The sequence below is a fragment of the Caenimonas terrae genome (assembly GCF_042655405.1).
GTDB classification, from domain to species: domain Bacteria; phylum Pseudomonadota; class Gammaproteobacteria; order Burkholderiales; family Burkholderiaceae_C; genus Ramlibacter; species Ramlibacter terrae_A.
Genome location: NZ_JBHSMF010000009.1, coordinates 831,392 through 857,031, shown reverse-complemented (window position 1 = coordinate 857,031; position 25,640 = coordinate 831,392). Strand labels below are relative to the sequence as shown.

General features: G+C 72.2%; 24 protein-coding genes. 17 read left to right on the top strand and 7 right to left on the bottom strand.

Annotation, left to right across the window (positions count from 1 at the left end):
* Positions 1 to 256 precede the first annotated feature (256 nt).
* The 3 genes from ACFPOE_RS17965 to ACFPOE_RS17955 all read left to right on the top strand — a co-directional run bounded on the left by ACFPOE_RS17965 (position 257) and on the right by ACFPOE_RS17955 (position 4,430).
* Positions 257 to 571, top strand: coding sequence for a hypothetical protein (locus ACFPOE_RS17965; protein ID WP_376851660.1), 315 nt, complete (start codon positions 257 to 259; stop codon positions 569 to 571).
* Between the two features lie 157 nt (positions 572 to 728).
* Complete coding sequence (locus tag ACFPOE_RS17960) at positions 729 to 932, top strand: hypothetical protein (RefSeq protein ID WP_376851659.1); 204 nt, start codon at positions 729 to 731, stop codon at positions 930 to 932.
* A gap of 147 nt (positions 933 to 1,079) precedes the next feature.
* Entirely contained in the window at positions 1,080 to 4,430 is a 3,351-nt protein-coding gene (locus ACFPOE_RS17955) for an ATP-binding protein (protein ID WP_376851658.1), read from the top strand.
* Here the strand turns inward: ACFPOE_RS17955 and ACFPOE_RS17950 are convergent.
* The gene (locus ACFPOE_RS17950; RefSeq protein ID WP_376851657.1) at positions 4,379 to 4,873 is read right to left on the bottom strand and encodes a hypothetical protein; all 495 of its coding nucleotides are present in this window, start codon (positions 4,871 to 4,873) and stop codon (positions 4,379 to 4,381) included. The genes ACFPOE_RS17955 and ACFPOE_RS17950 overlap by 52 nt on opposite strands.
* A gap of 96 nt (positions 4,874 to 4,969) precedes the next feature.
* On the opposite strand from ACFPOE_RS17950, the gene ACFPOE_RS17945 reads away from it, so the two are divergent.
* Together ACFPOE_RS17945 and ACFPOE_RS17940 are read left to right on the top strand one after the other, a co-directional pair.
* The gene (locus ACFPOE_RS17945; protein WP_376851656.1) at positions 4,970 to 6,127 is read left to right on the top strand and encodes a patatin-like phospholipase family protein; all 1,158 of its coding nucleotides are present in this window, start codon (positions 4,970 to 4,972) and stop codon (positions 6,125 to 6,127) included.
* Positions 6,066 to 7,535, top strand: coding sequence for an MFS transporter (locus ACFPOE_RS17940; RefSeq protein WP_376851655.1), 1,470 nt, complete (start codon positions 6,066 to 6,068; stop codon positions 7,533 to 7,535). The genes ACFPOE_RS17945 and ACFPOE_RS17940 overlap by 62 nt, the downstream gene beginning before the upstream one ends.
* A gap of 25 nt (positions 7,536 to 7,560) precedes the next feature.
* Here the strand turns inward: ACFPOE_RS17940 and lepB are convergent, their stop codons facing one another.
* Positions 7,561 to 8,229: a signal peptidase I gene (lepB, locus tag ACFPOE_RS17935; RefSeq protein WP_376851654.1), complete on the bottom strand. Its 669-nt coding sequence runs from the start codon at positions 8,227 to 8,229 to the stop codon at positions 7,561 to 7,563.
* A gap of 183 nt (positions 8,230 to 8,412) precedes the next feature.
* Between lepB and ACFPOE_RS17930 the strand changes: the two genes are divergently transcribed.
* The 4 genes from ACFPOE_RS17930 (at position 8,413) to ACFPOE_RS17915 (ending at position 11,079) form a co-directional block, all read left to right on the top strand.
* Positions 8,413 to 8,724 (top strand): hypothetical protein, encoded by a 312-nt coding sequence (locus ACFPOE_RS17930; protein ID WP_376851653.1) that lies wholly within the window; start codon positions 8,413 to 8,415, stop codon positions 8,722 to 8,724.
* 320 nt (positions 8,725 to 9,044) lie between these two features.
* The gene (locus ACFPOE_RS17925; protein ID WP_376851652.1) at positions 9,045 to 9,272 is read left to right on the top strand and encodes a hypothetical protein; all 228 of its coding nucleotides are present in this window, start codon (positions 9,045 to 9,047) and stop codon (positions 9,270 to 9,272) included.
* Positions 9,273 to 9,355: 83 nt separating this feature from the next.
* Positions 9,356 to 9,826, top strand: a complete 471-nt coding sequence (locus tag ACFPOE_RS17920; protein ID WP_376851651.1) for a DUF2844 domain-containing protein — start codon at positions 9,356 to 9,358, stop codon at positions 9,824 to 9,826.
* The gene (locus ACFPOE_RS17915; protein ID WP_376851650.1) at positions 9,823 to 11,079 is read left to right on the top strand and encodes a DUF3443 family protein; all 1,257 of its coding nucleotides are present in this window, start codon (positions 9,823 to 9,825) and stop codon (positions 11,077 to 11,079) included. The genes ACFPOE_RS17920 and ACFPOE_RS17915 overlap by 4 nt, the downstream gene beginning before the upstream one ends.
* A gap of 30 nt (positions 11,080 to 11,109) precedes the next feature.
* Here ACFPOE_RS17915 and ACFPOE_RS17910 read toward each other — a convergent pair whose 3' ends face one another.
* Positions 11,110 to 11,865 (bottom strand): response regulator, encoded by a 756-nt coding sequence (locus tag ACFPOE_RS17910; protein ID WP_376851649.1) that lies wholly within the window; start codon positions 11,863 to 11,865, stop codon positions 11,110 to 11,112.
* 121 nt (positions 11,866 to 11,986) lie between these two features.
* On the opposite strand from ACFPOE_RS17910, the gene ACFPOE_RS17905 reads away from it, so the two are divergent.
* The 3 genes from ACFPOE_RS17905 to ACFPOE_RS17895 all read left to right on the top strand — a co-directional run bounded on the left by ACFPOE_RS17905 (position 11,987) and on the right by ACFPOE_RS17895 (position 14,997).
* Positions 11,987 to 14,062, top strand: a complete 2,076-nt coding sequence (locus tag ACFPOE_RS17905) for a sensor histidine kinase (RefSeq protein ID WP_376851648.1) — start codon at positions 11,987 to 11,989, stop codon at positions 14,060 to 14,062.
* Between the two features lie 132 nt (positions 14,063 to 14,194).
* Entirely contained in the window at positions 14,195 to 14,665 is a 471-nt protein-coding gene (locus tag ACFPOE_RS17900) for a hypothetical protein (protein ID WP_376851647.1), read from the top strand.
* On the top strand, positions 14,662 to 14,997 hold the full coding sequence (locus ACFPOE_RS17895; RefSeq protein ID WP_376851646.1) for a hypothetical protein: 336 nt from the start codon (positions 14,662 to 14,664) through the stop codon (positions 14,995 to 14,997). The genes ACFPOE_RS17900 and ACFPOE_RS17895 overlap by 4 nt, the downstream gene beginning before the upstream one ends.
* A gap of 27 nt (positions 14,998 to 15,024) precedes the next feature.
* On the opposite strand, the gene ACFPOE_RS17890 is transcribed toward ACFPOE_RS17895, so the two are convergent.
* Entirely contained in the window at positions 15,025 to 16,611 is a 1,587-nt protein-coding gene (locus ACFPOE_RS17890; RefSeq protein WP_376851645.1) for a sulfatase-like hydrolase/transferase, read from the bottom strand.
* 156 nt (positions 16,612 to 16,767) lie between these two features.
* Here ACFPOE_RS17890 and ACFPOE_RS17885 point away from each other — a divergent pair, with 156 nt between their 5' ends.
* Positions 16,768 to 16,944 (top strand): CsbD family protein, encoded by a 177-nt coding sequence (locus ACFPOE_RS17885; RefSeq protein ID WP_376851644.1) that lies wholly within the window; start codon positions 16,768 to 16,770, stop codon positions 16,942 to 16,944.
* 36 nt (positions 16,945 to 16,980) lie between these two features.
* The gene (locus ACFPOE_RS17880) at positions 16,981 to 17,319 is read left to right on the top strand and encodes a hypothetical protein (protein WP_376851643.1); all 339 of its coding nucleotides are present in this window, start codon (positions 16,981 to 16,983) and stop codon (positions 17,317 to 17,319) included.
* A 7-nt stretch (positions 17,320 to 17,326) separates the two neighbouring features.
* On the opposite strand, the gene hemN is transcribed toward ACFPOE_RS17880, so the two are convergent.
* On the bottom strand, positions 17,327 to 18,709 hold the full coding sequence (gene hemN, locus ACFPOE_RS17875) for an oxygen-independent coproporphyrinogen III oxidase (protein ID WP_376851642.1): 1,383 nt from the start codon (positions 18,707 to 18,709) through the stop codon (positions 17,327 to 17,329).
* 124 nt (positions 18,710 to 18,833) lie between these two features.
* Between hemN and ACFPOE_RS17870 the strand changes: the two genes are divergently transcribed.
* The gene (locus tag ACFPOE_RS17870; RefSeq protein ID WP_376851641.1) at positions 18,834 to 19,592 is read left to right on the top strand and encodes a helix-turn-helix domain-containing protein; all 759 of its coding nucleotides are present in this window, start codon (positions 18,834 to 18,836) and stop codon (positions 19,590 to 19,592) included.
* Between the two features lie 4 nt (positions 19,593 to 19,596).
* On the opposite strand, the gene ACFPOE_RS17865 is transcribed toward ACFPOE_RS17870, so the two are convergent.
* On the bottom strand, positions 19,597 to 22,266 hold the full coding sequence (locus ACFPOE_RS17865; protein ID WP_376851640.1) for a bifunctional acetate--CoA ligase family protein/GNAT family N-acetyltransferase: 2,670 nt from the start codon (positions 22,264 to 22,266) through the stop codon (positions 19,597 to 19,599).
* 129 nt (positions 22,267 to 22,395) lie between these two features.
* On the opposite strand from ACFPOE_RS17865, the gene ACFPOE_RS17860 reads away from it, so the two are divergent.
* Entirely contained in the window at positions 22,396 to 22,770 is a 375-nt protein-coding gene (locus tag ACFPOE_RS17860; protein ID WP_376851639.1) for a TraR/DksA family transcriptional regulator, read from the top strand.
* An 11-nt stretch (positions 22,771 to 22,781) separates the two neighbouring features.
* Here the strand turns inward: ACFPOE_RS17860 and ACFPOE_RS17855 are convergent, their stop codons facing one another.
* Positions 22,782 to 24,533 (bottom strand): PHA/PHB synthase family protein, encoded by a 1,752-nt coding sequence (locus ACFPOE_RS17855; protein ID WP_376851638.1) that lies wholly within the window; start codon positions 24,531 to 24,533, stop codon positions 22,782 to 22,784.
* A gap of 105 nt (positions 24,534 to 24,638) precedes the next feature.
* Between ACFPOE_RS17855 and ACFPOE_RS17850 the strand changes: the two genes are divergently transcribed.
* Positions 24,639 to 25,640: a zinc-dependent alcohol dehydrogenase family protein gene (locus ACFPOE_RS17850; RefSeq protein ID WP_376851924.1), complete on the top strand. Its 1,002-nt coding sequence runs from the start codon at positions 24,639 to 24,641 to the stop codon at positions 25,638 to 25,640.

Sequence of the window (25,640 nt, the reverse complement as noted above, 5' to 3'; positions counted from 1 at the left end):
CCTAATGAAAACTCGACCGCCTTACCTTTCTTACCGACTGTTGCGCGTCGGCGCGTCAAATTTTCGCTATTGAAAAGAGAGCATTAAGATCAATGAAAATGCGGCTCTGCGCGGTTCATCCTGCAGGACCCTCCGCCTGTCACGGACCCTCACTGGCAAGCTTGACAGGGGTCTCTGTTGCAAATCAGCGGCCTCTGGACGGGCCGCGCGGTGATGGCGCATACTGTACGTTTACACAGTATCGCAAGGCGCCGCCATGAGCCATCCGTACACCGTCGCGCTGGAAGACGCGCAGGACCTGCCGTCGTCCAACCGCATCACCGCCGAGACCCGCTTTGCCGCCAGCATCGAGCGCGCGCTCGGCGGCGCCGATGCCGTCGCCAGCACCTACCGCGCCTGGGTCAATGCCAGCGAGTCGGACGCCAGCCATCTCGATCGCGACACCGCGGCGCTGGCGGTGCAATGGCCGCGCGCCTTCGACGCCGCGCGGCAGGCCGCCATGCGCGACATCGGCGAGTTGCCCGGCGCGCATTTCGAAGTGCGGCTGGAGCGCGCGCACGCCGGATCCTGAAGCGGCCGGTCGGACGGCGCCTACGCCGCGTCAGCCCGTTCGGTTACGCGCCATCGGTTTGCGCTGAGGCGCAAACCCGGCGTGCGCCGATCGCGGCGCAGCGCGCCTTCGCCCATAGTGAAAGTGCGCAGAACGTTGCGCGCCATGGGGAACCGAAATGATCGATGCGACCCTCCGTTACGAATTGCGCTTCTGCTCCCTGTTTGACAGCGGCCGCGGTTACTCCTTCCCATGCGATCCGCACGGGCACGTGGACCTCGACGCGCTCAGCGAGCAGGCGCGCAACAACTACCTCTATGCGCGCGCCATGGTCGGCCGCGAACTGTCCGTTCCGGCACTGCGGCCGAGCGGGCTGCACTGACCGCCGCCCTGCTCCAGGGATATCCCCCAAACGGGCGAGCCCCCGCCTCCTGCCAGCGTGGATGCGCTACATTGACCGAGGCCCCCGCGACAACAAGATGCCGTTGCGCCGCGGGTCCGGGGCCGCCGCGGTTGCCGGGGAAGTCCGATGGTGGCGCCTGGGGACAAGGACAAGGACAAGGACAAGCTCGCCCGCTGGCTGGACACGCTGGGCCTGGCGGCGCATGCCGAAACATTCCACCGCAATGATGTCGACCTCGAGCTATTGCCGACCCTGTCGGACGCCGACCTGAAGGAGCTGGGCCTGTCGCTGGGCCACCGCCGGATGCTGCTGGCCGCCCTGCGCGATCTGCAGGATGGGCAGGACCAGCGCCCGCCGCGCCGGTCGCAGGCCGCCCCGCCGAAGAGCGAGCAAGGCGAGCGGCGCCAGATCACTGTCATGTTCTGCGACCTGGTCGGCTCCACCGAGCTGTCGGGCCGGCTGGACCTGGACGACCTGCGCAGCCTGATCCACTCCTACTACTCTTCCTGCTGCACCATCATCGAGGAGGCGGGCGGCTTCACTGCGCGGCTTGTCGGTGACGGCATCCTGGCGTACTTCGGCTATCCGGTGGCGCGCGAGGACGCCGCCGAGTGCGCGATCCGCGCCAGCCTGCGCATCGTGGAGGCGCTGGCCAGCGGCCGGCGCGACGGCGGCAGCCAGCTCGACGTCCACATCGGCCTTGCCACCGGCATGTCCGTGATCAGCGACATGGTGGGCAGCGGCTTCGCCGAGCGCCACGCCGCCACCGGCCTGACGCCGAACCTGGCGGCCCGGATCCAGGCGCTGGCCACGGCCGGCAGCGTGGTGATCGCCGACGAGACGCGGCGGCTGGCCGGCGGCCTGTTCATGTATGCCGACCTGGGCTGGCACCAGCTCAAGGGGCTGGACAAGCCGGTGCGCGCCTGGAAGGTGGTCGGCGAGTCGCTGTCGGGCGTGCGCTTCGATGCCCGGCGCACCGAGATCTTCGAATGCCTGGGACGCGACGCCGAACTGGCGGCGCTGCAGGCCGGCTGGGAGCGCGCCCGCGGCGGCCAGTGCAGCATCGTCACCCTGGTCGGCGAGGCCGGCATCGGCAAGTCGCGGCTGCTGCGCACCGCGTCCGAGCGCTTCGCGCGGTCGTCGGGGCTGGCCGCCCTGCTGCAATGCTCGCCCAACCAGGCCAGCACGCCGCTGCATCCGCTGATCGCCTGGATCCGGCAGGAGGCGCGCGTCGGTGCCGGCGACGGCCCGGACAACCTGGAGCAGCTGGGAGCCTGGCTGGGCACCGCGGCGACGGAGCTGGACCTGGCGCTGGTCGCCGACCTGCTCGGCTTGCGGATGCCCGCTGCGCGCGCGCTGCCGCCGATGCCGCCGGACCGGCAGCGCAACCTCACGCGCGAGGTGCTGCTGCGCCATCTGGAGCGCCACTGCGAAGCCGCCCCGGTGCTGTTCATGCTGGAAGACGCGCACTGGATGGACGGCGCGACGGCGGACTTCCTGGCGGCGCTGTTCGGGCGGATGCGCCACAAGCCCTTCATGGCACTGGTCACCTCGCGCCCGCCCGGCCGGCGCGACTGGGGCGAGACGGGCGTGCGCGAGATCCGGCTGGAACCGCTGCAGCAGGCCGATGCGCAACGGCTGGTCCACAACGTCTGCCACGGCCACAGCCTGCCGCCGGCGGTGGTCAGCCAGATCCTGGCCAAGACCGACGGCATTCCGCTGTTCATCGAGGAGCTGACCGCGACGGTGCTCGAGTCGCGCGCAGCCTCCGGCGGCGCCGATGCGCCCGCCGCAGATGCCCCGCTGCCGGCGCTGGACATTCCCTCCACGCTGCGCGACAGCCTGATGGCCCGGCTGGACCGGCTGGACGACGCCAAGGAGGTGGCGCGGATGGCCAGCGCGCTCGGGCGCGAATTCAGCTTCCCGCTGCTGCTGCGCGTCACCGGGCAGCCGCCGGGCGTGCTGGCGGCGGCGCTGGAGCGGCTGGTCAAGGCGCAGCTGCTGTTTCGCCGCGGCCCGCAGCACGCCGCCGAGTACGTCTTCAAGCACGCGCTGATCCAGCAGGCGGCCTACGAAGGCCAGCTGCGCAGCGACCGGCAGGCGCTGCATGCGCGCATCGTGCAGGCGATCGAGGCGCACCAGCCCGAGGTCGCCAGCCGCGAGCCGGGCCTGATGGCCCACCATTGCCACGAAGCCGCCCTGCCCGAGCGGGAAGTGGAATACCTGTACGCGGCGGGGCTGGCCTCGACCCGGATGGTGGCCATCGCCGAGGCGCTGTCGTATTTCTCGCGCGCGCAGGAGCTGATCGCCGGCCTGGAGCCGACGCCGCGCAACGTCGGCCGCCACATCGACATCATCCTGGGGCTGATGGAAGTGGGCCGCTTCGCCATCCTGCCCAGCCGGCTGATGGAACTGGGCGCGCTGGCCCGCCAGCTGTCGCGCATCGAGGGCGTGAGCTGCGACGCGGCGACGCTGTCGGCCATCCTGTTCCAGGAAGCGCGGGCCCATCTGTATTCCAGCCGCTACGCCGAGGCACGGCGGCTGTTCGGCGAGATCAGGAAGCTCGGCCGCGACACCGGCGCGGCGCTGATCGAGATGAAGCCGGCGTCGGCGCTGGCGATGGACCTGTGCTGCCAGGGCCTGTTCAACGAGATGCTGGACTTCATCAACGAGTCCAACGTCGGCCACTACAAGGTGGCGGGCAGCTTCATCGACTACATCTCGGGCCTGGGCTGGATCGCCTACGCCGCCTGCCAGATGGGGCCGGGCGACGACGGCCTGCGCTTTGCCGACCTGTCGGTGCGCGAGGCGGAGCTGGTGCAGTCGCCGATCTACCTGGGCGGCGCCCGCATCTGGCGCAGCCATGCCCTGATGGCGGTGCGGCGGCTGGACGAAGCGGTGGCCGACGCACGCCGCTGCGTCGAGCTCAGCCGCATCCATTCGGTCCCGTACCTGGACTGGCATGGCCTGGTGTTCCTGGCGCTGTGCCTGTGCCGCTCGGGCCGCTTCGACCAGGCCGGCGCTGCGCTGGCCGAGGCGCGCGCGCTGCTGGCACGGGTGGCGCAAGGCCAGTGGTCGCTGCTGGATTACCTGCCGGCGATCGAGGCCGAGATCGCCTGCGGCCGCGGCGATTACGCCCGGGGCATCGCCGCGGCCGACGAGGCGATCGCCGTGGCCCGGGCGCTGGGCGGCCATTTCGCCGAGGCCATCGCCTGGCGCGCCAGGGCGGTCGGCGCCGTCATGACCGGCGGCGATCCGCAGCAGGCCCAGGCCATGTTCGACCAGGCCGTCGCCCTGTTCCGGCAAGGCGGCGCGCGCGCCGAGGAAGCGTTCGCCACGCTGGCCTGGTCGCATGCGCTGCAGCTGTCCGGCCACGCCGACCGCGCGCAGCAGTCGGCCCGCGCGGCGCAGGCGCTGGCGCGGGTTCAGCGGCTGGACCTGGCGCGCTGCGAGTTCGGCGCCGCCGCCATGCTGTGAGCGGAACGCTGCGCCCGCTTTGGCGGTGCCGGCGCCAGCTTCCACGCAGCGAGCACGTCCTGCAGCGGCGTGCCGAAATACTCGGCGGGCATGCCGATCGATTCCGACTCGCCGCCTTCCAGGAAGAACAGCAGGTCGTGCGGCCGCAAGGCATGGAAGAACAACGGCTGCGACCGCGGCAGGCAGGACGCGATGGCCCCGCCCACCTCAGCGACCGCCTGCGGCGCGAGCGGCCCCTGGCCATTGAAGCCCACCCGGATCCAGCGCAGGCCCTCGCCCAGGTAGAAGTGCACCGCCCGCGGCTGCAGCTTCATCACGGTCCGATAGATGGAATCCACCAGCGCGGCGGTGGTGGCCAGGGCCGGCGCATGCGCGCCGGCCGGCCGCTGCGCGGGGACTCCCTCATTTGGGTATACCGGGTTCCACTCGTCGATCTTGCCCATGACAGCCTCCTCTCGCCTGCCACACAATAAGTCCACAAGGACCGGGCGCCAACAGGCCGAACCCAGGCAGGCTCCCGACAACGCAGGAGGACGCCCATGAGCAGCAAGCACAGGAAGAAGCGTGCCATCGCGCTGGCCGGCGGCGGCCCGGCCGCCGGTCTGCACATCGGCGCGCTGGCGGCGCTGGAAAAGGCCGGCATCGGCTTCGACGTGTTCGCGCTGTCGTGCATCGGCGCCTGGGTCGGCATCGTGTACAACACCCGCCCCGGCCCGGACCGCGCCCAGCAGACGCTGGACTTCTTCGCCACCTACTGCTTCCGCGACGACCAGTCCTACGACTGGTTTCCGGTCAACCTGGGATTCGCGACCGACCTGCAGGCGCTGCGCAAGGCCTGGCAGGACTTTCCCGACTCGCCGGACCTCAACTGGGCCAGCCTGGTGCTGCCGCAGCAGATCCAGGACAGCTTCGTCAGGTCGATCAAGCTGTTCACCCAGCCGGGCGGCGTCACCAACCAGGAGTTCAACTACTGGATGCTGAACGACGTGCTGGCCGTCAATCCGGTGACGCGCTACCTCACGTCGCTGGTCTACAAGTCCGACATCAACGGCCTGTCCCGGATCTACTACAAGCAGAGCCACGTGCTGAAGGAAGTGTTCCGGGAGCGCGCGCTCTACGGCGACGACAAGCCGGAGATCTACCACAACGCCTGGCGCATGGCGCGCACGGAAGGCGAGGCCGGCAGCATGCAGATCTTCCACAACCGGCCCCAGGACCACCAGGGCCGCAGGTACCTGAAGATCTCGCCCAAGTCGCTGTGCGCATGCTCGGCGCTGCCCTACATCGAGCAGAGCGTTCGCATCGGCAAGGACGAATACACCGAGGGCGCGCTGGTGGATACCGTCAATTTCAGGAACGTGCTGCGCGACCACCCGGACCTGGACGAGGTCTGGGTCAACCGGATCGTCGACGAGAGCCAGGTCAGGACGCCGCGCGACCTGGCCGGCGCGCTGGCCAACCTGCCGATGCAGTTCGCCGCCGAAGTCGGCGAGAACGACATCAAGCTGTTCCGCCAGCACCTGCTGAACCAGTCGCGCATGGGGCCGCGCGTGGTCGAGGTTCCGATCCGGCCGCGCACCAAGGTCAGCTTCGAGTGGAAGCACTCGAACCTGATGCAGGGATTCGATGAAGGCTATGCTGCCGTCAATCAACTGCTGGCATCAGACCATCAACTCCGCCAATCCACCATCGCCTAGTTTCCCTGCGGCAGCGGCCGAGCCTGCGCATTACCCGGGACTGCCGCTGCCCCAGCGCTACCACGCGATGGGCGTGATCATCATGGGCATTGCGCTGTCGGTGCTGGACGGCACCGTCGTCAACCTGGCGCTGCCCGGCATCGTGCGCGACCTGCACTCCACGCCCTCGCACGCGGTCTGGGTGATCAACGCCTACCAGCTGGCCACCCTGGCGCTGCTGCTGCCGCTGGCGACGCTGGGCGACCGCGTCGGCTACCGGCGCGTGTACCTGGCCGGGGTGTCGATCTTCACCGCCGCGTCGATCGGCTGCATGCTGGCGCGGTCGCTGCCGGCGCTGGCAACGGCGCGGGCGGTCCAGGGCGTGGGGGCGGCGGGCATCATGGCGGTGAACGCCGCCCTGGTGCGCCTGACCTACCCGAGCCCGCAGCTCGGGCGCGGCATCGCGCTCAACTCGGTGGTGGTCGCGGTCGCGTCGGTCGCCGGGCCGACCGTGGCCGCCGGCGTGCTCTCGGTCGCGTCCTGGCCCTGGCTGTTCGCGATCAACGTCCCGCTCGGGGTGTTGCTGTTGGCGCTGGGCTTCCGTGCCCTGCCGCACAATGCCGCGCCGCCGGCCGGGGGCGCCCGCCTGTCGCCGGTCGACGTGGTGCTGAACGCGTCGATGTTCGTCCTGCTGTTCCTGGCGGCCGACATCCTGGGCGCGCGCAGCGGAACCACCGCGGATCGCTCCACCGCGATGACCGGGCTGGCGATGCTGGCGCTGGCCATCGGCGTCGGCGTGCTGTACGTGCGCCGGCAGCGCGGCCGGCAGTTCCCGCTGCTGCCGGTGGACCTGCTGCGGATCCCGGTGTTCGCGCTGTCGATGTGCACCTCGGTCGGCGCCTTCACGGCGCAGACGCTGGCCTATATCGCGCTGCCGTTCCTGATGCTGGACGCCTGGGGACTGGGGCCGCTGCGCGCCGGCCTGCTGCTGACCTGCTGGCCGCTGGCGATCGTCGCCTCGGCGCCGATCGCCGGACGCCTGATCGGCCGCTATCCCGGCGGACTGCTCGGCGGCGTCGGGCTGGCGGTGCTGGCGGCCGGACTGGCGCTGCTGGCGGCGGCGCCGGCCCATCCGGCGGCGTTCGACGTCGCCTGGCGCATGGCCGTGTGCGGCTTCGGCTTCGGCTTGTTCCAGTCGCCCAACAACCACACCATCATCACCAGCGCGCCGGTGGCGCGCTCGGGGGCCGCCAGCGGCATGCTCGGCACCGCGCGCCTGACCGGGCAATCGGCCGGCGCCGTGCTGCTGGCAGGCATCTTCAGCTTCAGCTCGGTGCATGACGGCCGCGGCCCGGCCATCGCGCTGGCGCTGGCGGCCGGCTTCGCCGCGGTGGCGGCGGTGTTCAGCGCATTGCGCGTGCGCCACTGAACGGGCGCGGCCCGCAGCGGCGCGCTCAGTCGATCGCCCGGCCGAAGCGCGCGGGCCGCGGCGCCCAGGAGCCCTTGATGTCGGCCGAGGCCAGGATGTGGTGGGCCCGGCCGATCAGCAGCCGCCGGGGCACGAAGCCGATGTAGCGCGAATCGTTGCTGTCGTCGCGGTTGTCGCCGAGCATGAAATACTGGCCTGGCGGAACGACCACCGGTCCGAAGCTGCGCAGCGCGCGCAACTGCGGCAGGAACTGCACGGCGTGGTCCCGCTGCGCCAGCCGCTCGGTCGCGCGGACCACGCTGGTGATGGAGCCGTCTTCCATCGGTTCGCTGCCGGCGCCCCGCTGCGTGTACCCGGCGCGGCTGCCATTGATGTAGAGCGCCTCGTCGCGCATTTCCACCACGTCGCCCGGCAAGGCGACCAGGCGCTTGATCAGGCGCTCGCCGTCGCGCGGCGAGGTGAAGGTCACGACGTCGCCGCGCGCCGGTTCGCCCAGCCGCAGCAGCGCGATGTCGGTCAGCGGCAGCTTGATGTCGTACGCGGTGCGGTTGACCAGCACCACGTCGCCCTCCAGCAGCGTGGGGCGCATCGAACCGGAGGGGATCGGGTTCCAGTCCGCGATCGCGGTGCGAAACAACGCCAGTCCCAGCAGGAACAGCAGGAAACCGCGGTTGCGTCTGAGCCAGGATGCCATGCGTGCCTCGCCATCGTTGGTTGCAATGGCCGCAATCTATCACTTCGCAGCGGGCGTCGTTTGCCGGCGTGGCGGCGCGCATTCCTGTGACAGAGATCACCGAAATCGTCCGCCTTCCTGCCGGCGGCTTGCCGACAATCATCCGAAACAGGGAGCAGGCGAGCAGCAAGCAAGGCGGACAGTTTGAGCAACAGCAGTGCCATCCCCCGGCGTCCGGGCGCGGCCGGGTGGGAGGAGATCGAGGACGGGAGCGGGCCGGCCAGCCAGGCCTGGGTCAATACCGAGATCGGCGTCGTCGTGGTCTCGGCGGTGGAGCAAGATGAACAGGCGCAGGCTGCGTACAGCCTGGCCCTGCGCATGGTGGACGGCGGGCGCTGCAGCGGATCGCTCGTGTTCCTTGCGCTGGCCGATTTCGGCTCGCTCGATGCCGTCGAGTGCCCACCCCGGCGCAAGGGTGAACGGCTATTTCGCGCCGGGCCGGCTGCCGCGGCCTGAAAGCGGGACGCAACGGCCCCCGGCGTGATGGATTGGACGCCGGCAGCGCGGCAGTGCGGCACGACCGGCCGACTTGTGGCAGCATGAGCCCGCGCCGGCCTTGTTCCGGCGCGAACTCCAGGGATTTGCGGCCACTCCAAGTTTGTGGCCGCTTTTTTGCCGCACCGGGCCATCGCCGCGCAGCGCCGTCGCGGTCCATCGGCGTGATCGCGGTCCGGGCAGGCGGTGTTGCATCGATGCGGCATGCCGGTGTAACACCACGGAAATCGCCCGCGCCGGCCGGCGCCCCGGCTAATATTGGTTCCAGGAACAACTCATCCATGCGCCGCCCCTACCTGCCCGTCGTCCTGACCTTCCTGGCGACCCTCGTCTTCACCCTGGTGGCGGCCAGGCTGCTGGCGCCCAAGCTGATCGGCCGTGACGCCTCGGCGCTGGAGCTGGTCCTGCTGGCGCTCGGGCTGTGCGTGCTGGCGGCGTGGAACCGCGTCCGCTGCAGCCGGCGCCAGCGCCAGCGCCTCGACCAGATCCGCGACTCGGCGCTCTGGTAGTTCGCGCGCGGCCAGATGACATCTGTCATTCGGCCCGGCGCTTTGGCAACACGGCGCGCCCGCCGGCGCCCCAATAATCGCTCATGAAAAATCCTGCGCCGGCCGGCCGCCGCCGCGTGCTGCCGTTGCTGCTGGCACTGCTGGTCCTTGCGCCGCTATCGAGCCGGGCCAGCCTGGGTGGAACCAGCGACACGGTGCAGGCGGACCAGGCAAGCATGCGCGCCACGCGCCGCGTCGCCAACCGCACCGGCTATGCGGTGCACGAGATGGTGCTGGCCAGCGGAACCGTGGTGCGCGAGTTCGCGTCGCCCTCGGGCGTGGTGTTCGGCGTCGCCTGGCAGGGGCCGGTCAAGCCCGACCTGTCCCAGCTGCTCGGGGTGCACTTCGACCGCCTGGCCGCCGCCGGCCAGCGCCCGCACGGCGGCCACCGCGCGCTGCGCGTGCAGGAGCCCGACCTGGTGATCGAGTCCGGCGGCCGGATGCGCGCGTTCTCCGGGCGCGCCTACCTGCCGGACCAACTGCCGGCCGGCGTGACTGCCGGAGAGATCCAGTGAGGGCGCTGCGCCGGATCGCCTGTGCGCTGCTGGCGTCGTTCGTCCTGCACGGGTGCGGCGGCGGCGGCGGCGACTCCTCGACGCCGGCGGTGACGGCTGCGGCCAACGCGCAGCCGGTTGCCGTCACGGCCGGCTCCGGCGGCAACTTTCCCAACACGCTCTCCACCTCGGTCACCATCTGCGTGCCGGGAACCGGCAACTGCCAGACGATCCCGAACGTCCAGGTGGACACCGGCTCCTCCGGCCTGCGGCTGCTGGCGTCGGCGATCACGCTGGCGCTGCCGCCGGTGACCTCGCCGGCCGACGGCAGCCGCTACAGCGAATGTGCGGGCTTCGCCGACGGCGTCGTCTGGGGCGCGCTGGCCAGGGCCGACGTGAAGCTGGCATCGGAAACCGCTTCCTCCCTGTCGATCCAGGTGATCCAGGACAACGCGGCCGGCCCGGCGCCACCGGCTGCCTGCACGGCCCAGGGCATGGCCGAAAACACCATGGCACTGCTGGGGGGCAACGGCATCCTCGGGGTCGGCAACTTCCTGCAGGACTGCGGCGCCTTCTGCGCGGGCAATGCCAGCGCCGTGTATTTCACCTGTCCGGCCGGGGGTGCCTGCACCGGCGCCGCCATCGCGACGGCGGCGCAAGTCGCCAATCCGGCGGCCTTCTTCACGCAGGACAACAACGGCTTGATCGTGCAATTGCCGGCCGTCGGCACCAGCGGATCGGCGCCGGTCACCGGGTCGATGCTGTTCGGCATCGGGACGCAGCCGAACAACGGCCTGGCCGCGGCGCCGATCCCCGTCGGCACCAGCGGCTCGAACGCCGGCTCGTTCACCGCGCTCTATCGCGGCACCGTCCTGCCCAACAGCTTCTTCGACAGCGGATCCAGCGCGCTGTTCTTCGACGACGCGAGCCTTCCCACCTGCGCGCGCAGCGGCGCCACCGGCGACGTGGCCCGCCTGTATTGCCCGGGCACCAGCGCGGCCCTGTCCGCCACCCCCGTCACTCCGACCATCGTCATGGGCAACGCCACCTCCGCCGCGGTCCCGCTCACAGTGGCCAACGCCCTGTTCCTGCTGGCGCAGTCCCCCGCCCCGGTGGCCTTCAACGACCTCGGGGGACCGGCCGGCGCCGCCCTGCCGGGCGCCTTCGATTTCGGCCTGCCGTTCTTCTTCGGCCGCAGCGTGTACGTGGCGTTCGAACAGCGTTCCGCCGGCGGCACCGCGGGACCTTATGTCGCCTACCAGCCCTTGCCCTGAGCCCGGACCGCGGTGCGACCGGGCGCTGCGTCAATAGAGCGTCTCGACCTCGCTGGCCAGCTGATAGCCGGCGCCTCGCTCGGTCAGGATCAGCGCCGGCCGGGCCGAGTCCGCCTCGATCTTCAGCCGCAGCCGCCGCACCTGCACGTCGACGCTGCGGTCATACACCTCGGCTTCGTGCAGGCGCGACATCGACAGCAGCTGTTCGCGCGTCAGGATGCGGCGCGGCGAGCGGCACAGCGCCGCCAGCAGGCTGAACTCGCCGTTGGACAGGTCCACCGGCGCGCCCTGCGGCGAGGTCAGGCGCCGGGTGCGCAGGTTCAGCTCCCAGCCGGAAAAGCGGAAGGCGCGGCGCGCGCTGTCGCGTTCCGGCAAGGTGGCCTGCACCTGGTAGCGGCGCAGCACGGCGCGCATGCGGGCCAGCAGTTCGCGCGGGCTGAAGGGCTTGGTGACGTAGTCGTCGGCGCCCAGCTCCAGGCCCATCACGCGGTCGGCTTCCTCGCTGCGTCCGGTCAGCAGGACGATGGGCACGCTGCCGCGCTCGCGCAGCATGCGGGCCAGCTGCATGCCGTCCTCGCCGGGCAGCTTCAGGTCCAGCAGCACCAGGTCGATCGCCTCGCGGTCCAGCAGGTCGAACAGGTCCCGGCCGCTGGCGCCGCTGCTCACGCGCATGTCGTTGCGGCCCATGTACTCCTCGATCAGGGCGCGGATCTCCGGGTCGTCGTCGATCACCAGGATGTGGGGCGCGGCCCCGGCGGGAACTGCTGTTGCGGGGGAGATGGTCATGGAATGGCGCGGTTCGCCCAGTATGCCGCGAGCGGCCGCCCGGGCGCCGGCGGCCATCCTAGCGCCCGCCGGCCGGCCCCACAAGCGCCACGGTTGGGTCGCTGCTATCGTGCGTGAGGCCATGGAATCCCGACTCCGAACAAGGTTGCAGCAGATCCCGCGCCGCTGGCTGCTGGCGATCGCGTTCACGCTGGGCGTGGCGCTGCTGTCGGCGGCCGTGCTGTGGCACCTGCGGGCCAACGCCCTGCAGGCACAGGCGCGCGAACTGACGCTGCTGTCGCTGGCGCTGGCCGACGAAGCCGATCGCGGCCTGCAGGGCGCGCAGCAGGGATTGCAGGCGCTGCGGGCCGAACTGCAGGACGGCCGGCTGCCGCTGGCCGGCGCCGCCCGCGCGCTGCAGACCCGCGCCGCCCTGATGCCGCTGGTGGCCCAGCTCTGGCTGGTCGACACGCAGGGCCGCGTGCTGTCGGCCTCGCAGGCGGGGCCGGCGCCGGGCCCGGCCACCTTCCGGCCGGCGCTGGACGGCCTGCGCGCCGATTCGATCGCCGTCGGCAGCCCGTTCGCCGACCCGGTGACGCACGAGCCGATGATCGCCATCGCCACCGGCTTCCGCCAGACCCCGCAGGGCGTCGCCGGCTGGATCCTGGCGGCCATTCCTGCCAGGGCGCTGCTGGGCGCGTTCTCGGTCGCCTCGCCGGCCCTGGACGCGCGGATGGCGGTGTTCCGCGACGACGGCATCCGCCTGACCGGTGCGATCGTGCAGCCGCCGCGGCTGCCGCCGGCGGCGCTGGCGCAGCGGCTGGCCGGCCGCCAGGGGGTGAACGCGCTGCGCTTCGGCGACGGCAGCGAGCGGCTGGTGGCCGTGCACGACCTGCCGCGCTTCGGCCTGCAGGTGGTGCTGACCCGCAGCATCGACGCGGCGCTGGCCGGCTGGCGCCAGACCGCGCAGCTGACCGGCGCCGGCATCGCGCTGCTGCTGCTGGTGGTGGCGGTGGCCGTGCGGCGCGTCCGCCGCGCCGACCGCCACCGCGACGAGGCGCAACGCGCGCTGCAGCAGCAGCGTTCGCGCGCCAGCAAGCTGGAAGCGCTCGGCACGCTGGCCGGCGGCGTCGCCCACGACTTCAACAACGTGCTGGCCGCCATCGTCGGCTTCGGCGAGATGGCGCACGATGCGGCCGCCCCCGGCAGCGAGCAATGGCGGCAGATCGACCGGGTGCTGCAGGCCGCGCTGCGCGGCAAGTCGCTGGTCGAGCGCATCCTGGCCTTCAGCCGCGGCGGCGCGCGCACTTCCACAGTGTTCGAGCTGGAGCCGATCGTGCAGGAAGTGCTGGCCCTGCTGGCGGCGTCGCTGCGCCCGGGCATCGTGCTGGAGCGCGCGCTGGACACCGACGGCGCGCGCCTGCGCGGCGATCCGACCCAGGTGTTCGAAGCGGTGATGAACCTGTGCACCAACGCGATGCAGGCCATGCCGCGCGGCGGCCGGCTGAGCGTGCGGCTGGAGCGCGCCGTCGTCGACCGGCCGCGGGTGCTGTCGCACAGCCGGCTGGAGCCGGGCCACTACCTGCGGCTGGCGGTGCAGGACCAGGGCACGGGCATGACCGCCGGCGTCATGGAGCGGCTGTTCGAACCGTTCTTCACCACGCGCGAGGCGCAGGCCGGCACCGGGCTGGGCCTGGCGGTAGTGCATGGCGTGATCGCCGAAGCGGGCGGCGCGATCGACGTGCAGAGCGCGCCCGGCCAGGGTGCCTGCTTCGCCTTGTACTTTCCGGAAAGCCGCGACCCGCTGGCGCGGACGCCGGCCGCGCCGGATGCCGCGGCCGCGGGCGCAGGCCAGCGGCTGCTGGTGGTGGACGACGACCCGGCGCTGGTGGCGCTGACCAGCGCGATGCTCGGCGCCCTGGGCTACCGGCCCACCGGTTGCACCGAGCCCGCCGCTGCGCTGCAGGCCCTGCGCGAGGGCGGCGAGCGCTACGCCGCCCTGATCACGGACGAAGTGATGCCGCAGATGACCGGGACCCAGCTGACCCGGCTGGTGCGCCTCGTCCACCCGGAGCTGCCGGTGCTGCTGGTCTCCGGCTATGGCGGCGCCGCGCTGGCGCTGCGCGCGGCCCAGGCCGGCGTCACCCGGCTGCTGGCCAAGCCGCTGCAGCGGGCCGAGCTGGGCCACGCGCTGGACGAACTGCTGCGCCGGCGCTGAGGCCGCGGCCGGCGCCGGCCCGTGTGTCAGATGCAATGCGGCCCGGCCGGGCCGACACACGCAGGCGCGGCCGGGCCTGCAGCATGCCTGCATGCATCCCTGCCAGCCCCATCGCGACCAAGAGGACCCGACATGAACGCAATGATCGACAGCCCCGACCCGATCGACCGCCAGGCGGCGGAGCAGGCGATTCCCGCCCTGATCGGGCAGGTGTACGAATGCGCGCCGCCGGCCGAGCGCGGCCGGATGCTGGAGCAGCTGCTGCAGCCGCTGGGCGTGCTGTCGCTGGTCGCCATCGCCCACGGCATCTTCGCGGGCATCCGCCTGCGCAGCGGCGCCCGCGACTTCCACATCCGGCTGGACGAAGTCACCCGCGTCCAGGCCAGCGACGTCGTGGCGCTGGCGCAGCACGTGCAGCAGGTCAGCGTGGAGGCGGTCGACAACCTGGCCCAGCTGCTCTCGGCGTCGCCTTCGCTGGCGGCCTCGGCCGCCACGGCGCTGCTGGTGGCGATGCTGGTCAAGCGCCGCCGCGCGCGCCAGGCCCACACGGCGATGCAGGACGACGAGGACCCGGCGCCGGTCGCGCCGCGCGACCGGCCGTGACCGCGCCGGCCGAGCACGACATGGGCGCACGGCTGTTCATCCACAGCCATGCGGCGACGCGGTCGTCGCGTTCGCGGCTGGCGTTCTCGCTCAGGCAGATGCGCCGGCGCGACGCGGCGGCGCCGCGCGAGCCGCTGTGCCTGAGCATCGAGGACCGCCAGGGCCGCACGGTGCTGGTGGTCGACGACGCCGGCCCGCTGGTCGACGTGCCGCTGCCGCCCGGCACCTATCAGGTCACCGCTCGCAAGGGCAGGTTGCGCCGCGGCTACACGCTGACGCTGGAACGGGGATCGTCGGTGGACCTGCACCTGTCGCTCGAGTCCGGCGCCTGATCGGGCAGCGCCACGGCGCGCGCCGCATCACCGGGACGGCGGCGCGGCGTGGCTGCTGAAGGCGAGGCTGGTCGGCGCCGCGGCGGGTCCGGCCGGCAGCCAGAGCGCGTTGTAGAACACCGAGGAGTGGTCCAGCTTGGCGTCGGCCAGCGGATCGTCCGCCAGCGTCCGGCAGCTCACCGGACCGAGTGCCGAACAGCCCAGGCCGAAGCGGCCGCCCGGCAGCCGGTACCCCAGCGCGGACAGGATGGTCGGCGCCAGGTCGAAGTGGTCGATGTCGCTGCGGTTGGCCGGCAGCGGCGAAGCGGTCAGCAGCTTGTTGAACACCGAACGCTCGCCCGATTGCTCGAGCCGCCCGGTCTGGCTGTTTTGCTGCGACAGGTGGTCGCCCAGCACCACGACGTCGGTGTCGCGCAGGTAGCCGCCCTTACGCGCGGCGGCCAGGAAGCTGTCGATCAGGTGCGCGGTGCAGGCCACCGAATCGCGCAGGTCGCCGAATCGGACGGGGCATGACGGCGCCAGGAAGCCGTCCGGCGGATGCATGCCGACCGTGAGGATGGTGAGGTTGAAGGGGCCGCCCGCGCGCGCCAGTTCGCCCAGCTTGCGCAGCGCCTGGGCGAACAGGTCGTCGTCGTAGATGCCCCATTCGTTCAGCGCCAAGCCCGGGTTGCGGCGCAGCCACTCCTCCCGTCCCACCACCTCCTGGTAGCCGTGGCTGCGCAGGAACATGCCCTTGCCGGCGAAGCTGGTGGACGCGCCGCCCAGGAACACGTTGCGGTAGCCGCTGGCGTGCAGCACGTCGCCGAGGCAGCGCGCGTTCGGCAGGAACTGCGTGGCGTCGTCGCCGAAGCGGTTGCCGCCGAAGATGCCCAGCGGCTTGAGCGGCAGGCCGCATTGCGACGCCACCATGCCGGCGATGGTCCAGCCGGTGCCGGCCAGCTGGCGGAAGTGCGCGAACGACCGGGCCTGCGCCAGCTCGCCATGCTCCAGCGGGTCGAGCAGTCCGCCGCCGAAGGGCTTGGCCTCGTAGGAGAACTCCAGCGACTCGCCGTAGATCAGGACCAGGTTGCGCTTGCGCCTGGGGGCCTGCAGCGCGGGCGGCGCGCGGTACAGCAGCGCGATCCAGTCCTGGCCGCCGATCCCGCTGGGCGGGAAGGTGACGGTCAGCGACACCGCGAACGCCGCCGAGCCCGCCACCGCCAGCGCCAGCACCGGCGCCCCCAGCAGCAGGCCGCCGAGGCGGCGCCGCGTGGCGCCGGTGCGCGCGGCCAGCGCCATCAGCACACCGGTGTACAGCAAGGGCCCCAGCAGGCAGTTCTTGATGCCGCTCCACACCAGCAGCTGGTCGGCGTACAGCACGTTGCTCGATCCCTGCTGCAGGTGGAACAGGATCTGGTCCAGTTCCACCTTGCCGAACTTCTGGCGGAACCACAGCGCGATGCAGATCTGCGCCATGACCAGGAACACCGCGAGCGCCCTGAGCGCCAGGGCAAGGGCCGCCCTGCCCTGGCGGCGCAGTTCGCTCGGTGTCGGTCCGGCCGGATTCACGATGCACGCACTGTGCTCGATCAATGCAAACGCCAGGTAAATGCGGCCGGGCTGGACGCGTTGCATCTGACGGCCAGCTGAGTGCCGCCGCCGGCGTAGGAAGCGGCGCACGCGGCGCTCCGCCGCAGGCTGGCACCGATGGACGCCGGCCCGGCGCATCGTGGATGCGTGGCAGCCTATGCCGGGCGGCCACATGCCATCAACCATTCCAGGAGAACTGTCATGAACAAGGACCAGGTCAAGGGCGCCGCCAAGGACGTGGCGGGCAAGGTGCAACGCAAGACCGGCGAGGCGGTCGGCAGCCTCGGGCAGCAGGCCAAGGGCCTGGCCAAGCAGGGCGAAGGCAAGGCGCAGAAGGCCCTTGGCGACGCCAAGGAAGCCAGCCGCACGCCCAAGTAAGCCGGACCGGCGCGCCATCCGGCCGTAGGATGGCGCATGCCTTGTCTTCTTCGCAGCGCCGGGCTGCTGCCCCTGCTCGCGCTGCTTGCCTGCCATGCAGCAGCGCGCGCCGGCGCGCTGCCGGAACAGCCTGCGGTGGAGAACGGTGAGGCGCTGGCCTGGCTGGCGACGGCACCGGCGCAGCAATTCCGCGGCCGGGTCGCCGAGCTGGCCCGCCTCTACGGCGAATCCAGCGGCATCGATCCGAAGGGGTTGCGCATCACGGCGCGCCGCACCGGCAGCGACGCGCAGGGCTGCGCGCGGGTGGAGGTGGAGAGCTCGCTGCGGGACGGGCCGCTGCTGCGGCAGGACACCGTTGCCGCCTGCGCCCACTGAGGGCGCGTCAGATGATCCCGGAGAAGCGCTCGCGCGCCAGGTCGGCCTGCAGGTAGCGGTCGAACACCCGCACCACCGAGCGGATCAGGTGGCGCCCGATGGCCGTCACCTCGATGCCGGCATCGTCCAGCCGCACCAGGCCTTCGGCCGCCAGCAACTCCAGCTGGCGCAGCTCCGCCGCGAAATGGCTGCGGAAGTCCAGCAGCCAGGCCAGCTCGATCGACTCGAACAGCAGCTGGCCGTGGCACATCAGGGCCATGATGACGCCGCGCCGCGCCAGGTCGTCGCGTCCCAGCGCCAGCCCGCGCGTCACCGGCAGCCGGCCGCGCTCCAGGTGGTCGTGGTACTCCTCCAGCGAGCGCGCGTTCTGCCCGTAGACGGCGCCGATGCGGCCGATCGCCGACAGGCCCAGGCCGATCAGGTCGCCCTCGGGCTGCGTGCTGTAGCCCTGGAAATTGCGGTGCAGCCGGCCCTGCCGGCGGGCCAGGGCCAGCGGGTCGCCGGCCAGCGCGAACTGGTCCAGGCCGATGTGCTCGTAGCCGGCGCCGGCCAGGGCGGCCAGCGCGTGGGTCAGCATCTCCAGCCGGGCTTCGACGGGGGGCAGTTCCGCGGCCGCGATGCGCCGCTGGGACTTGACGCGTTCCGGCCGGTGCCCGTAGGCGTGCAGCGAGATGCGGTCCGGCCGCAGCGCCAGCAGCTGCGCCAGGGTGCGCTCGAAGCTGGCCGGCGACTGCAGCGGCAACCCGTACAGCAAGTCGACGTCGACCACGGCGAAGCCGGCGGCCCGCGCCTGTTCCACCAGCGCGGCCACCTGCGCCTGCGGCTGCGGCCGGTGGATGGCCTGCTGCACCCGCGGATCGGCATCCTGCACGCCGAAGCCGAGGCGGTTGAATCCGGCGCCGGCCAGGAACGCGAGCCGGCGCCGGTCCACCGTGCGCGGGTCGACGCCGATCGAATAGTCGCCCCCGGGCAGCAGCGTGAAGTGGTGCCGCAGCAGCGCCATCAGGGCGCCCAGCTCGGTGTCGCTCAGGAAGGTGGGCGTGCCGCCGCCCAGGTGCAGCTGCGCCACCGGCTCGCGCCGCTGCAGCTGCGCCGCCTGCAGCCCGATCTCGCGCGCCAGGTCGTGCAGGTAGGCAGTGCCGCGCTCGTGGTGCCGTGTGACCAGCTTGGTGCAGCCGCAGTAGTGGCAGCTCGATTCGCAGAACGGGATGTGCACGTACAGCGACAGCGGCAGGGCCCGCGCCGCCGGCCCGCCGCGCCGCTGCGACAGCGCCAGGGCGTAGTCGTCGGCGCCGAAGGCCTCCACGAAGCGGTCGGCCGTCGGATAGCACGCGTAGCGCGGCCCTGGCACGTCCAGGCGATGCAGCAGCGCAGGCGGAAGGAAAGTCATCGTGCGAGCCTCGTCGGTGTGCCACTGTGGGGCTGGGCAGGAGGCGGGTGGTTGATCTTCGTCAAGCCTCGGGACGGCGCGGCCCCGACAATTTGACCCACGTCAGAAAGTCAGCAAAAGAGCCATGCCGCACCGGTCGGTCCACCTGATTCCCGCCGCCGAAGGCGCCGTGCGCGGCATCCAGGTCGCGTGTTCCAGCTGCAACCTGCGCGAGCTGTGCATGCCGGCCGGACTCGATGACCACGAGCTGGCGCGCATCGAGCAGCTGGTGGGTTCGCGCCAGAAGGTCGCCAAGGGCAAGCCGCTGTTTCGCTGCGGCCAGCCGTTCGGCGCGCTGTACGCGATCCGCGCCGGCTTCTTCAAGACCTGCGTCAGCGCCGAGGACGGCCGCGAGCAGGTCACCGGCTTCCAGATGGCGGGCGAGGTGCTGGGGCTGGACGGCATCGTCAACAACCGCCACGGCTGCGACGCGGTGGCGCTGGAGGACGCGCAGGTCTGCGTGCTGCCGTTCGAGCGCATCAGCGAGCTGTCGCGCGAGATCGTCGCCCTGCAGCAGCACCTGCACCGCATCATGAGCCGCGAGATCGTGCGCGAGCGCGGCGTCATGCTGCTGCTGGGAAGCATGCGCTCGGACGAGCGGCTGGCCGCCTTCCTGCTGAACCTGGCCCAGCGGCTGCAGGCGCGCGGCTTTTCCGGCTCGGAGCTGCTGCTGCGGATGACGCGCGAGGACATCGGCAGCTACCTCGGCCTGCAGCTGGAAACCATCAGCCGCACCTTCAGCCGGCTGGCCGAGGACGGCCTGATCGAGGTGCACCAGCGCCACGTGCGCATCCTCGACGAGGCCGGCCTGCGCCGGCTGGTGAACGCGCCGGCCTGCGGCTAGCCCCTCACCTCAGCGCCAGCCGCATGTCGACGGTGCCCTGCAGCGGCGCCGGCCGCACCTCGAAGCCGGCCTGGCGCGCCAGCGCCGCCATCGCGGCGTTCTCCGGCAGGCACTGGCCGACCACTTCGGCGGTGCCGTGTTCGCGCAGGTAGGCCACCATCCGCTTGAGCAGCGCGCGCCCCAGGCCCTTGCCCTGCCAGGCCGCGCCGACCTGGATGGCGAACTCGGCGCGCAGGTTGTCCGGATCGCAGACCGCCCGCACCTCGGCCACCATCGGCTGCGGCCCCGTGCCCGCGGCAGGCAGCGCGATGAAGGTCATCTCGCGGTCGTAGTCGATCTGGCTGTAGCGCGCCAGCTCGGAATGCGGCACCTCGCGCCGCGCCATGAAGAAGCGCAGCCGCATGTCCTCGGGCGACGAGTTCTCGTAGAAGGCGTGCAGCCGCGCCGCGTCGTCGGGCCGGATCGGCCGCAGCAGCAGCTGGGCGCCGGCCACCGTCAGGGTCTGCTCGAGGCTGCGCGGATAGGGCCGGATCGACGGCGGCACCGCTGCGCCGCGCAGCCGCAGCCGGATGCGCGTGTCCACCGCCAGCACGCCGTTGGCGTCGGCCAGCAGCGGGTTGATGTCCAGTTCCGCCACCTGCTGCAGGTCGCAGGCCAGCTGCGACAGCTTCAGCAGCGTGTCCACCAGCGCCCGCTGGTCCACGCCCGGCTGCCCGCGGTAGCCGGCCAGCAGCCGGCCCAGGCCGCTGCGCTCGATCAGGTCGCGCGCCAGCGGCGCGTTCAGCGGCGCCAGCGCCACCGCATGCGCGCGCGACAGCTCCACGCCGGTGCCGCCCTGCCCGAACAGCACCACCGGTCCGAACAGCGGATCGGTCGCCAGCCCGGCGATCAGTTCGGTGCCATGCGGGCGCCGGGCCATCGCCTGCACCGCGAAGCCCAGCACCACCGCTTCGGGCTTGGCGCAGGCCACCTGCTGGCGCATCCGCACCGCCGCCGCCCGCACTTCGGCGGCGCTGGCCAGGTTCAGCGCCACGCCGCCGACGTCCGACTTGTGCACGACCTGCGGCGAGACGATCTTCAGCGCCACCGGGTAGCCGATGTGGGCTGCCAGCGCCGCCGCCTCGTCCGCGTCCAGCGCCATCGCCGTGGCCACCGTGGGGATGCCGTAGGCCGCCATCACCGCCTGCGCCTGCGCCGGGTCCAGCCACTCGCGGGAGACGGCGGCGGCGTCGGCCAGCACCGACAGCGCCTCGTCGCGCCGCGGGACGAAGTCCTCCGGCTCGATGCCGGGCAGCTGCTGCAGCGCCGCCTGGTTGCGGTAATAGGCGGCCAGCTGCAGCCAGGCCTGCGCGCCGCGCTCGGGCGTGCTGTACCAGGGCAGGCCTTCGTAGGCGAAGCTGCTGCGGGCCGCCGTCACCGACTTGCCGCCCAGCCAGCAGCTGAGCACCGGCTTGGCGGCCTTGCGCATCAGCGGCAGCACGGCGGCCGCGATGTCGGCGGCCGGCACGATCGCCGTCGGCGCATGCATGAACAGCACGCCGTCGACCTCGGCGGCCGCCATCAACACTTCCAGGGCCTGGGTGTAGCGGGCCACCGGCGCGTCGCCGCCGATGTCCACCGGATTGGCATGCGACCAGGACGGCGGCAGCACCGCGTCGAGCTTCTCGCGCGTGGCATCGGACAGCACCGCCAGCCGGCCGCCGCCGCAGGCCAGCGCATCGGCCGCCAGCACCCCGGCGCCGCCGCCGTTGGTCAGCAGCGCCAGCCGTTCGCCGCGCCAGGGGTGGGGCCAGGCCAGCGTCTGGGCGGCGTCGAACAGCGCCTCCAGCGTGTCCACCCGCAGCATGCCGCTGCGGTGGACGGCGGCGTCGAACACGGTGTCCGAGCCGGCCAGCGCGCCGGTGTGCGTGCTGGCGGCCTGGGCCGCCGCCGCGGTGCGCCCCGCCTTCACCAGGATCACCGGCTTGTTGCGGGCGGCGGCGCGCGCCGCCGACATGAACTTGCGGGCCGCGCGGATCGACTCCACGTACAGCAGGATGGCGCGGGTGCCCGGATCGCTGCCCAGGTAGTCGAGCATGTCGCCGAAATCGACGTCGGCGCTGTTGCCCAGCGAGACGAAATGGGAAAAGCCGATGCCGCGCTCGTTGGCCCAGTCCAGCATGGCGGTGGCCAGCGCGCCCGACTGCGTGACGAAGGCCAGCGTGCCGGCCGTCGCCTGGCCGGGCGCGAAGCTGGCGTTCAGGCCGGCGCCCGGCACCAGCGCGCCGATGCAGTTGGGCCCCAGGATGCGCAGCAGGAAAGGACGCGCCGCCTCCAGCATCGCCTGCTCCAGCGACGGGCCGCCGGCCGCCACCGGCTGCTGCAGCCCCGACGACAGCACGATGGCGGCGCGCGTGCCCTTGCGCCCCAGCTCGGCGACCAGGGCCGGCACGCCCTCGGCCGGCGTGCAGATCACCGCCAGCTCGGGCGCGGCCGGCAGCGACTGCACGTCGCGCCAGGCCGGGCCGCCGGCGACGCTGTCGTGGCGCCGGTTGACCGGCCACAGGGCACCCTGGAAGCCGCCGCCGCGCAGGTTGCGCAGCACCACCGCGCCGACGCTGCCTTCGCGATCGGACGCGCCGATCACAGCGATGCTGGCCGGCCGGAACATGGCCTCGAGGTTGCGCACGCTCATCGATCGCTCCCGGGCGGCGGACGCGCCGCCCTGCGCCGATCATTGGCCGCGCCGCCGGCCCGGCGCTTGCGCCAGATCAAGGCCGGGCGCAAAGTGGCCGACAAGAATGGGACGACACAAGGAGCTGCGATGGACACCTACGACGACAGCATGGCCGCGCGCTTTCGCCAGCAGCTGGAGCAGCGCGAGCAGCAACTGCGTGCGCTGCTGGGCAACCCGGGCGAACCGGCCGAACCGGCCGGCCACGAGGTGGCGGACTTCAAGGACCTGGCGACGCAGGAATCGCAGGCCGCCATCGACGACGTGCAGCTGGAGAACGCCCGGCGCGAACTGCAGCAGGTGATGGCTGCGCTGGCCCGGATCGCCGGCCACACCTACGGGGTGTGCCAGCAATGCGGCGAGCCGATCGACCTGCAGCGGCTCAGCGCCCTGCCCGCCACGCCCCTGTGCATCGCCTGCCAGACGCTGCAGGAGCACCGCCGCACCGCCGCGCCGCGGCGCTGAGCCGCGGCCGGCTAATCCTGCAGCACGTAGGTCCCGGGCGCATCGAGCTCGTGGCCCTGCGAGCGCAGCGCGCGCACCGGCGGCGGCGCCACCCGGCCCGAGGACTGGCCGGCCAGCCATTGCTCCCAGCAGGGCCACCAGCTTCCCGCATGCACATCGGCCGCATCGAACCAGGCCTGCGGATCGGCCGGCGCCTTGCCGGCGGCGTGGACGGCGAAGCGGTAGCCGGTCTGTCCATGCGCGGCGGCGCCGTCCGGCGGATTGACGATGCCGACGTTGTGGCCGCCGGTGCTGAGCGCGAAGGCGATCGGCGCGCGCACCAGCCGCTGCACCTCGTAGACCGACTTCCAGGGCGAGACGTGGTCGCGCTCGGTGGCGACCACGAACATCGGCAGGTCGATGTCCGCCAGCGTCACCGGCTCGCCGTCCACCGGGTAGCGGCCCTCGGCCAGGTCGTTGTGCAGGTACAGGCGGCGCAGGTACTCGCTGTGCATGCGCGCCGGCAGCCGCGTCGCGTCGGCGTTCCAGGCCCGCAGCGCCGTCATCGGCGTCTGCGCGCCCATCAGGTACTCGTGGACCAGCTTGGACCACACCAGGTCCTTGGAGTTGATCAGCTGGAAGGCGCCGGCCATCTGCCGGCCGTCCAGGTAGCCGTGTTCGGCCATCAGGTCTTCCAGGAAGGAGATCTGGCTCTCGTCGATGAACAGGCCCAGCTCGCCCGGCTGCTCGAAGTCGGTCTCCGCCGCCAGCAGCGTGACCGACTTGAGCGAGCTGTCGCCGCTGCGGCGCAGGGCCGCGGCGGCGATGGACAGCAGCGTGCCGCCCAGGCAGTAGCCGGCCGCGTGCAGCGGGCCGGGGCAGGCCGAGCGCACCGCCGCGATGGCGTCCAGCACGCCCAGGTGCAGGTAGTCGTCCATGCCCAGGGCGCGGTCCTCGGTGCCGGGGTTGCGCCACGACACCATGAACACGGTGTGGCCCTGGCCGACCAGGTAGCGCACCAGCGAATCCTCGGGCGTCAGGTCCAGGATGTAGTACTTCATGATCCACGACGGCACGATCAGCAGCGGCTCGGCGTGCACCTTGGGCGTCTGCGGCAGGTACTGGATCAGCTCGATCAGGCGGTTGCGGAACACCACCTTGCCGGGCGTGAGCGCCACCTGCTTGCCGGGCACGAAGTCCTCCACGCCGCGCGCCGTGCCATCCGTCAGCACCGCCACCGCGTCGCGCCACCAGTTGGCCAGGCCGTTGGCCAGGTTCAGCCCGCCGGTGGCCGCGGTCTCGCGCAGCACCTGGGGATTGGTGGCGACGAAATTGGACGGCGAGGCCATGTCCAGCCACTGGCGCACCACGAAGGCGGCCACCTCCTCGTGGTGCTGCGAGACGCCGCGCACGCCGGTCATCGCCTCGTCCCACCACTGCTGCTGCAGCAGGAAGGCCTGCGCCAGCGCGCTCGGACCGGGCGCCTGCCATTCGGGCGGCGCGAAGCGCCGGTCCTGCGGCAGCGGCTCCACGCAGCGCGGGCACTCGCCGTGCCAGCCGTGCTGGGCGTAATGGCTCCATTGCAGGGACTTGCGCATCGCGCTGGACGCCAGCTCGGCGTGGCGCGAGGGCGAGACCAGCAGGTGGATCCACCAGTCCGCCAGCGCCAGGCTGACGGCGGCCGGCGAGACGCCGTGCGCCAGCCGCGCCAGCGCCAGCTTCAGCGGCAGGTCCAGCGCTGCGGGCCGGTGCGCAGCGTCGGGATGGGCAGGGCGTGTCCTCATCGCCTGATCGTTCCAGCCCGGCGCGCCTGGCCGTTTGCGCCAGGTCAATGCGCCTGCGAAAAGACCGCATCGTGGGCGCGGCCTTGCTCCTACCATTGCCCGATGTTGCCGACCTCCATGCTGGCGATGACCCCCGATGCGCAGGCGCACCGCCTGCTGGCGCGCGACAAGCCGGTGCCGCAGCCGGGCCCGGGCGAAGTGCTGCTGCGCGTGCTGGCCTGCGGCGTCTGCCGCACCGACCTGCACCTGATCGACGGCGACCTGCCGCCGCGCGCGCCCCAGGTCACGCCCGGCCACGAGATCGTCGGCGAGGTGGTGGCCGCCGGCGCCGGCGCGCACCGCTTCGCGCCCGGCCGGCGCATCGGCGTCCCCTGGCTGGGCGGCAGCTGCGGCGCCTGCCCGTTCTGCGCGATGGCGCGGGAGAACCTGTGCGACCGGCCGGTCTTCACCGGCTACGACCGCGACGGCGGCTTCGCGCAGTACGCAGCGGCCGACGAGCGCTACTGCTTCGCCCTGCCCCTGCGCTACGACGACGTCCATGCGGCGCCGCTGCTGTGCGCCGGGCTGATCGGCTTTCGGGCCTGGCGGCTGGCCGGCGAGGCCGTGCCGCGCCGGCTGGGGTTGTACGGCTTCGGCGCCGCCGCCCACATCGTCTGCCAGCTCGCGGTCGCCCGCGGCCAGCAGGTGCATGCCTTCACCCGGCCCGGCGACCAGGCCGGCCAGGAATTCGCGCGCAGCCTGGGCGCAAGCTGGGCCGGCGACGCCAGCCAGGCCGCTGCCGGTTCCCTGGACGCGGCCCTGATCTTCGCGCCGGCCGGCGAGCTGGTGCCGGCGGCGCTGGCCGCCACCCGCAAGGGCGGCACCGTGGTGTGCGCCGGCATCCACATGAGCGCGATCCCGGGCTTTCCCTACAGCCTGCTGTGGGGCGAACGCACGCTGCGCTCGGTCGCCAACCTCACGCGCGCCGACGGCGAGGACTTCTTCGGGCTGCTGCAGGACCTCGCGCTGCACACCCACGTGGAAGTGTTCGCGCTGCGCGACGCCAACGCCGCCGTGGAGGCGCTGCGCGAGGGCCGCGTCAACGGCGCGGCGGTGCTGGTGCCCTGA

Coding starts and splice junctions, on each gene's coding strand:
- ACFPOE_RS17945 (WP_376851656.1), top strand. CDS start 4,970: ATGAGCAGCAAGCACAGGAAGAAGCGTGCCATCGCGCTGGCCGGCGGC.
- hemN (WP_376851642.1), bottom strand. CDS start 18,709: ATGACTTTCCTTCCGCCTGCGCTGCTGCATCGCCTGGACGTGCCAGGG.
- ACFPOE_RS17905 (WP_376851648.1), top strand. CDS start 11,987: ATGGAATCCCGACTCCGAACAAGGTTGCAGCAGATCCCGCGCCGCTGG.
- ACFPOE_RS17910 (WP_376851649.1), bottom strand. CDS start 11,865: ATGACCATCTCCCCCGCAACAGCAGTTCCCGCCGGGGCCGCGCCCCAC.
- ACFPOE_RS17860 (WP_376851639.1), top strand. CDS start 22,396: ATGGACACCTACGACGACAGCATGGCCGCGCGCTTTCGCCAGCAGCTG.
- ACFPOE_RS17870 (WP_376851641.1), top strand. CDS start 18,834: ATGCCGCACCGGTCGGTCCACCTGATTCCCGCCGCCGAAGGCGCCGTG.
- ACFPOE_RS17900 (WP_376851647.1), top strand. CDS start 14,195: ATGAACGCAATGATCGACAGCCCCGACCCGATCGACCGCCAGGCGGCG.
- lepB (WP_376851654.1), bottom strand. CDS start 8,229: ATGGCATCCTGGCTCAGACGCAACCGCGGTTTCCTGCTGTTCCTGCTG.
- ACFPOE_RS17920 (WP_376851651.1), top strand. CDS start 9,356: ATGAAAAATCCTGCGCCGGCCGGCCGCCGCCGCGTGCTGCCGTTGCTG.
- ACFPOE_RS17865 (WP_376851640.1), bottom strand. CDS start 22,266: ATGAGCGTGCGCAACCTCGAGGCCATGTTCCGGCCGGCCAGCATCGCT.
- ACFPOE_RS17925 (WP_376851652.1), top strand. CDS start 9,045: ATGCGCCGCCCCTACCTGCCCGTCGTCCTGACCTTCCTGGCGACCCTC.
- ACFPOE_RS17950 (WP_376851657.1), bottom strand. CDS start 4,873: ATGGGCAAGATCGACGAGTGGAACCCGGTATACCCAAATGAGGGAGTC.
- ACFPOE_RS17855 (WP_376851638.1), bottom strand. CDS start 24,533: ATGAGGACACGCCCTGCCCATCCCGACGCTGCGCACCGGCCCGCAGCG.
- ACFPOE_RS17890 (WP_376851645.1), bottom strand. CDS start 16,611: ATGCAACGCGTCCAGCCCGGCCGCATTTACCTGGCGTTTGCATTGATC.
- ACFPOE_RS17880 (WP_376851643.1), top strand. CDS start 16,981: ATGCCTTGTCTTCTTCGCAGCGCCGGGCTGCTGCCCCTGCTCGCGCTG.
- ACFPOE_RS17965 (WP_376851660.1), top strand. CDS start 257: ATGAGCCATCCGTACACCGTCGCGCTGGAAGACGCGCAGGACCTGCCG.
- ACFPOE_RS17955 (WP_376851658.1), top strand. CDS start 1,080: ATGGTGGCGCCTGGGGACAAGGACAAGGACAAGGACAAGCTCGCCCGC.
- ACFPOE_RS17960 (WP_376851659.1), top strand. CDS start 729: ATGATCGATGCGACCCTCCGTTACGAATTGCGCTTCTGCTCCCTGTTT.
- ACFPOE_RS17885 (WP_376851644.1), top strand. CDS start 16,768: ATGAACAAGGACCAGGTCAAGGGCGCCGCCAAGGACGTGGCGGGCAAG.
- ACFPOE_RS17940 (WP_376851655.1), top strand. CDS start 6,066: ATGCTGCCGTCAATCAACTGCTGGCATCAGACCATCAACTCCGCCAAT.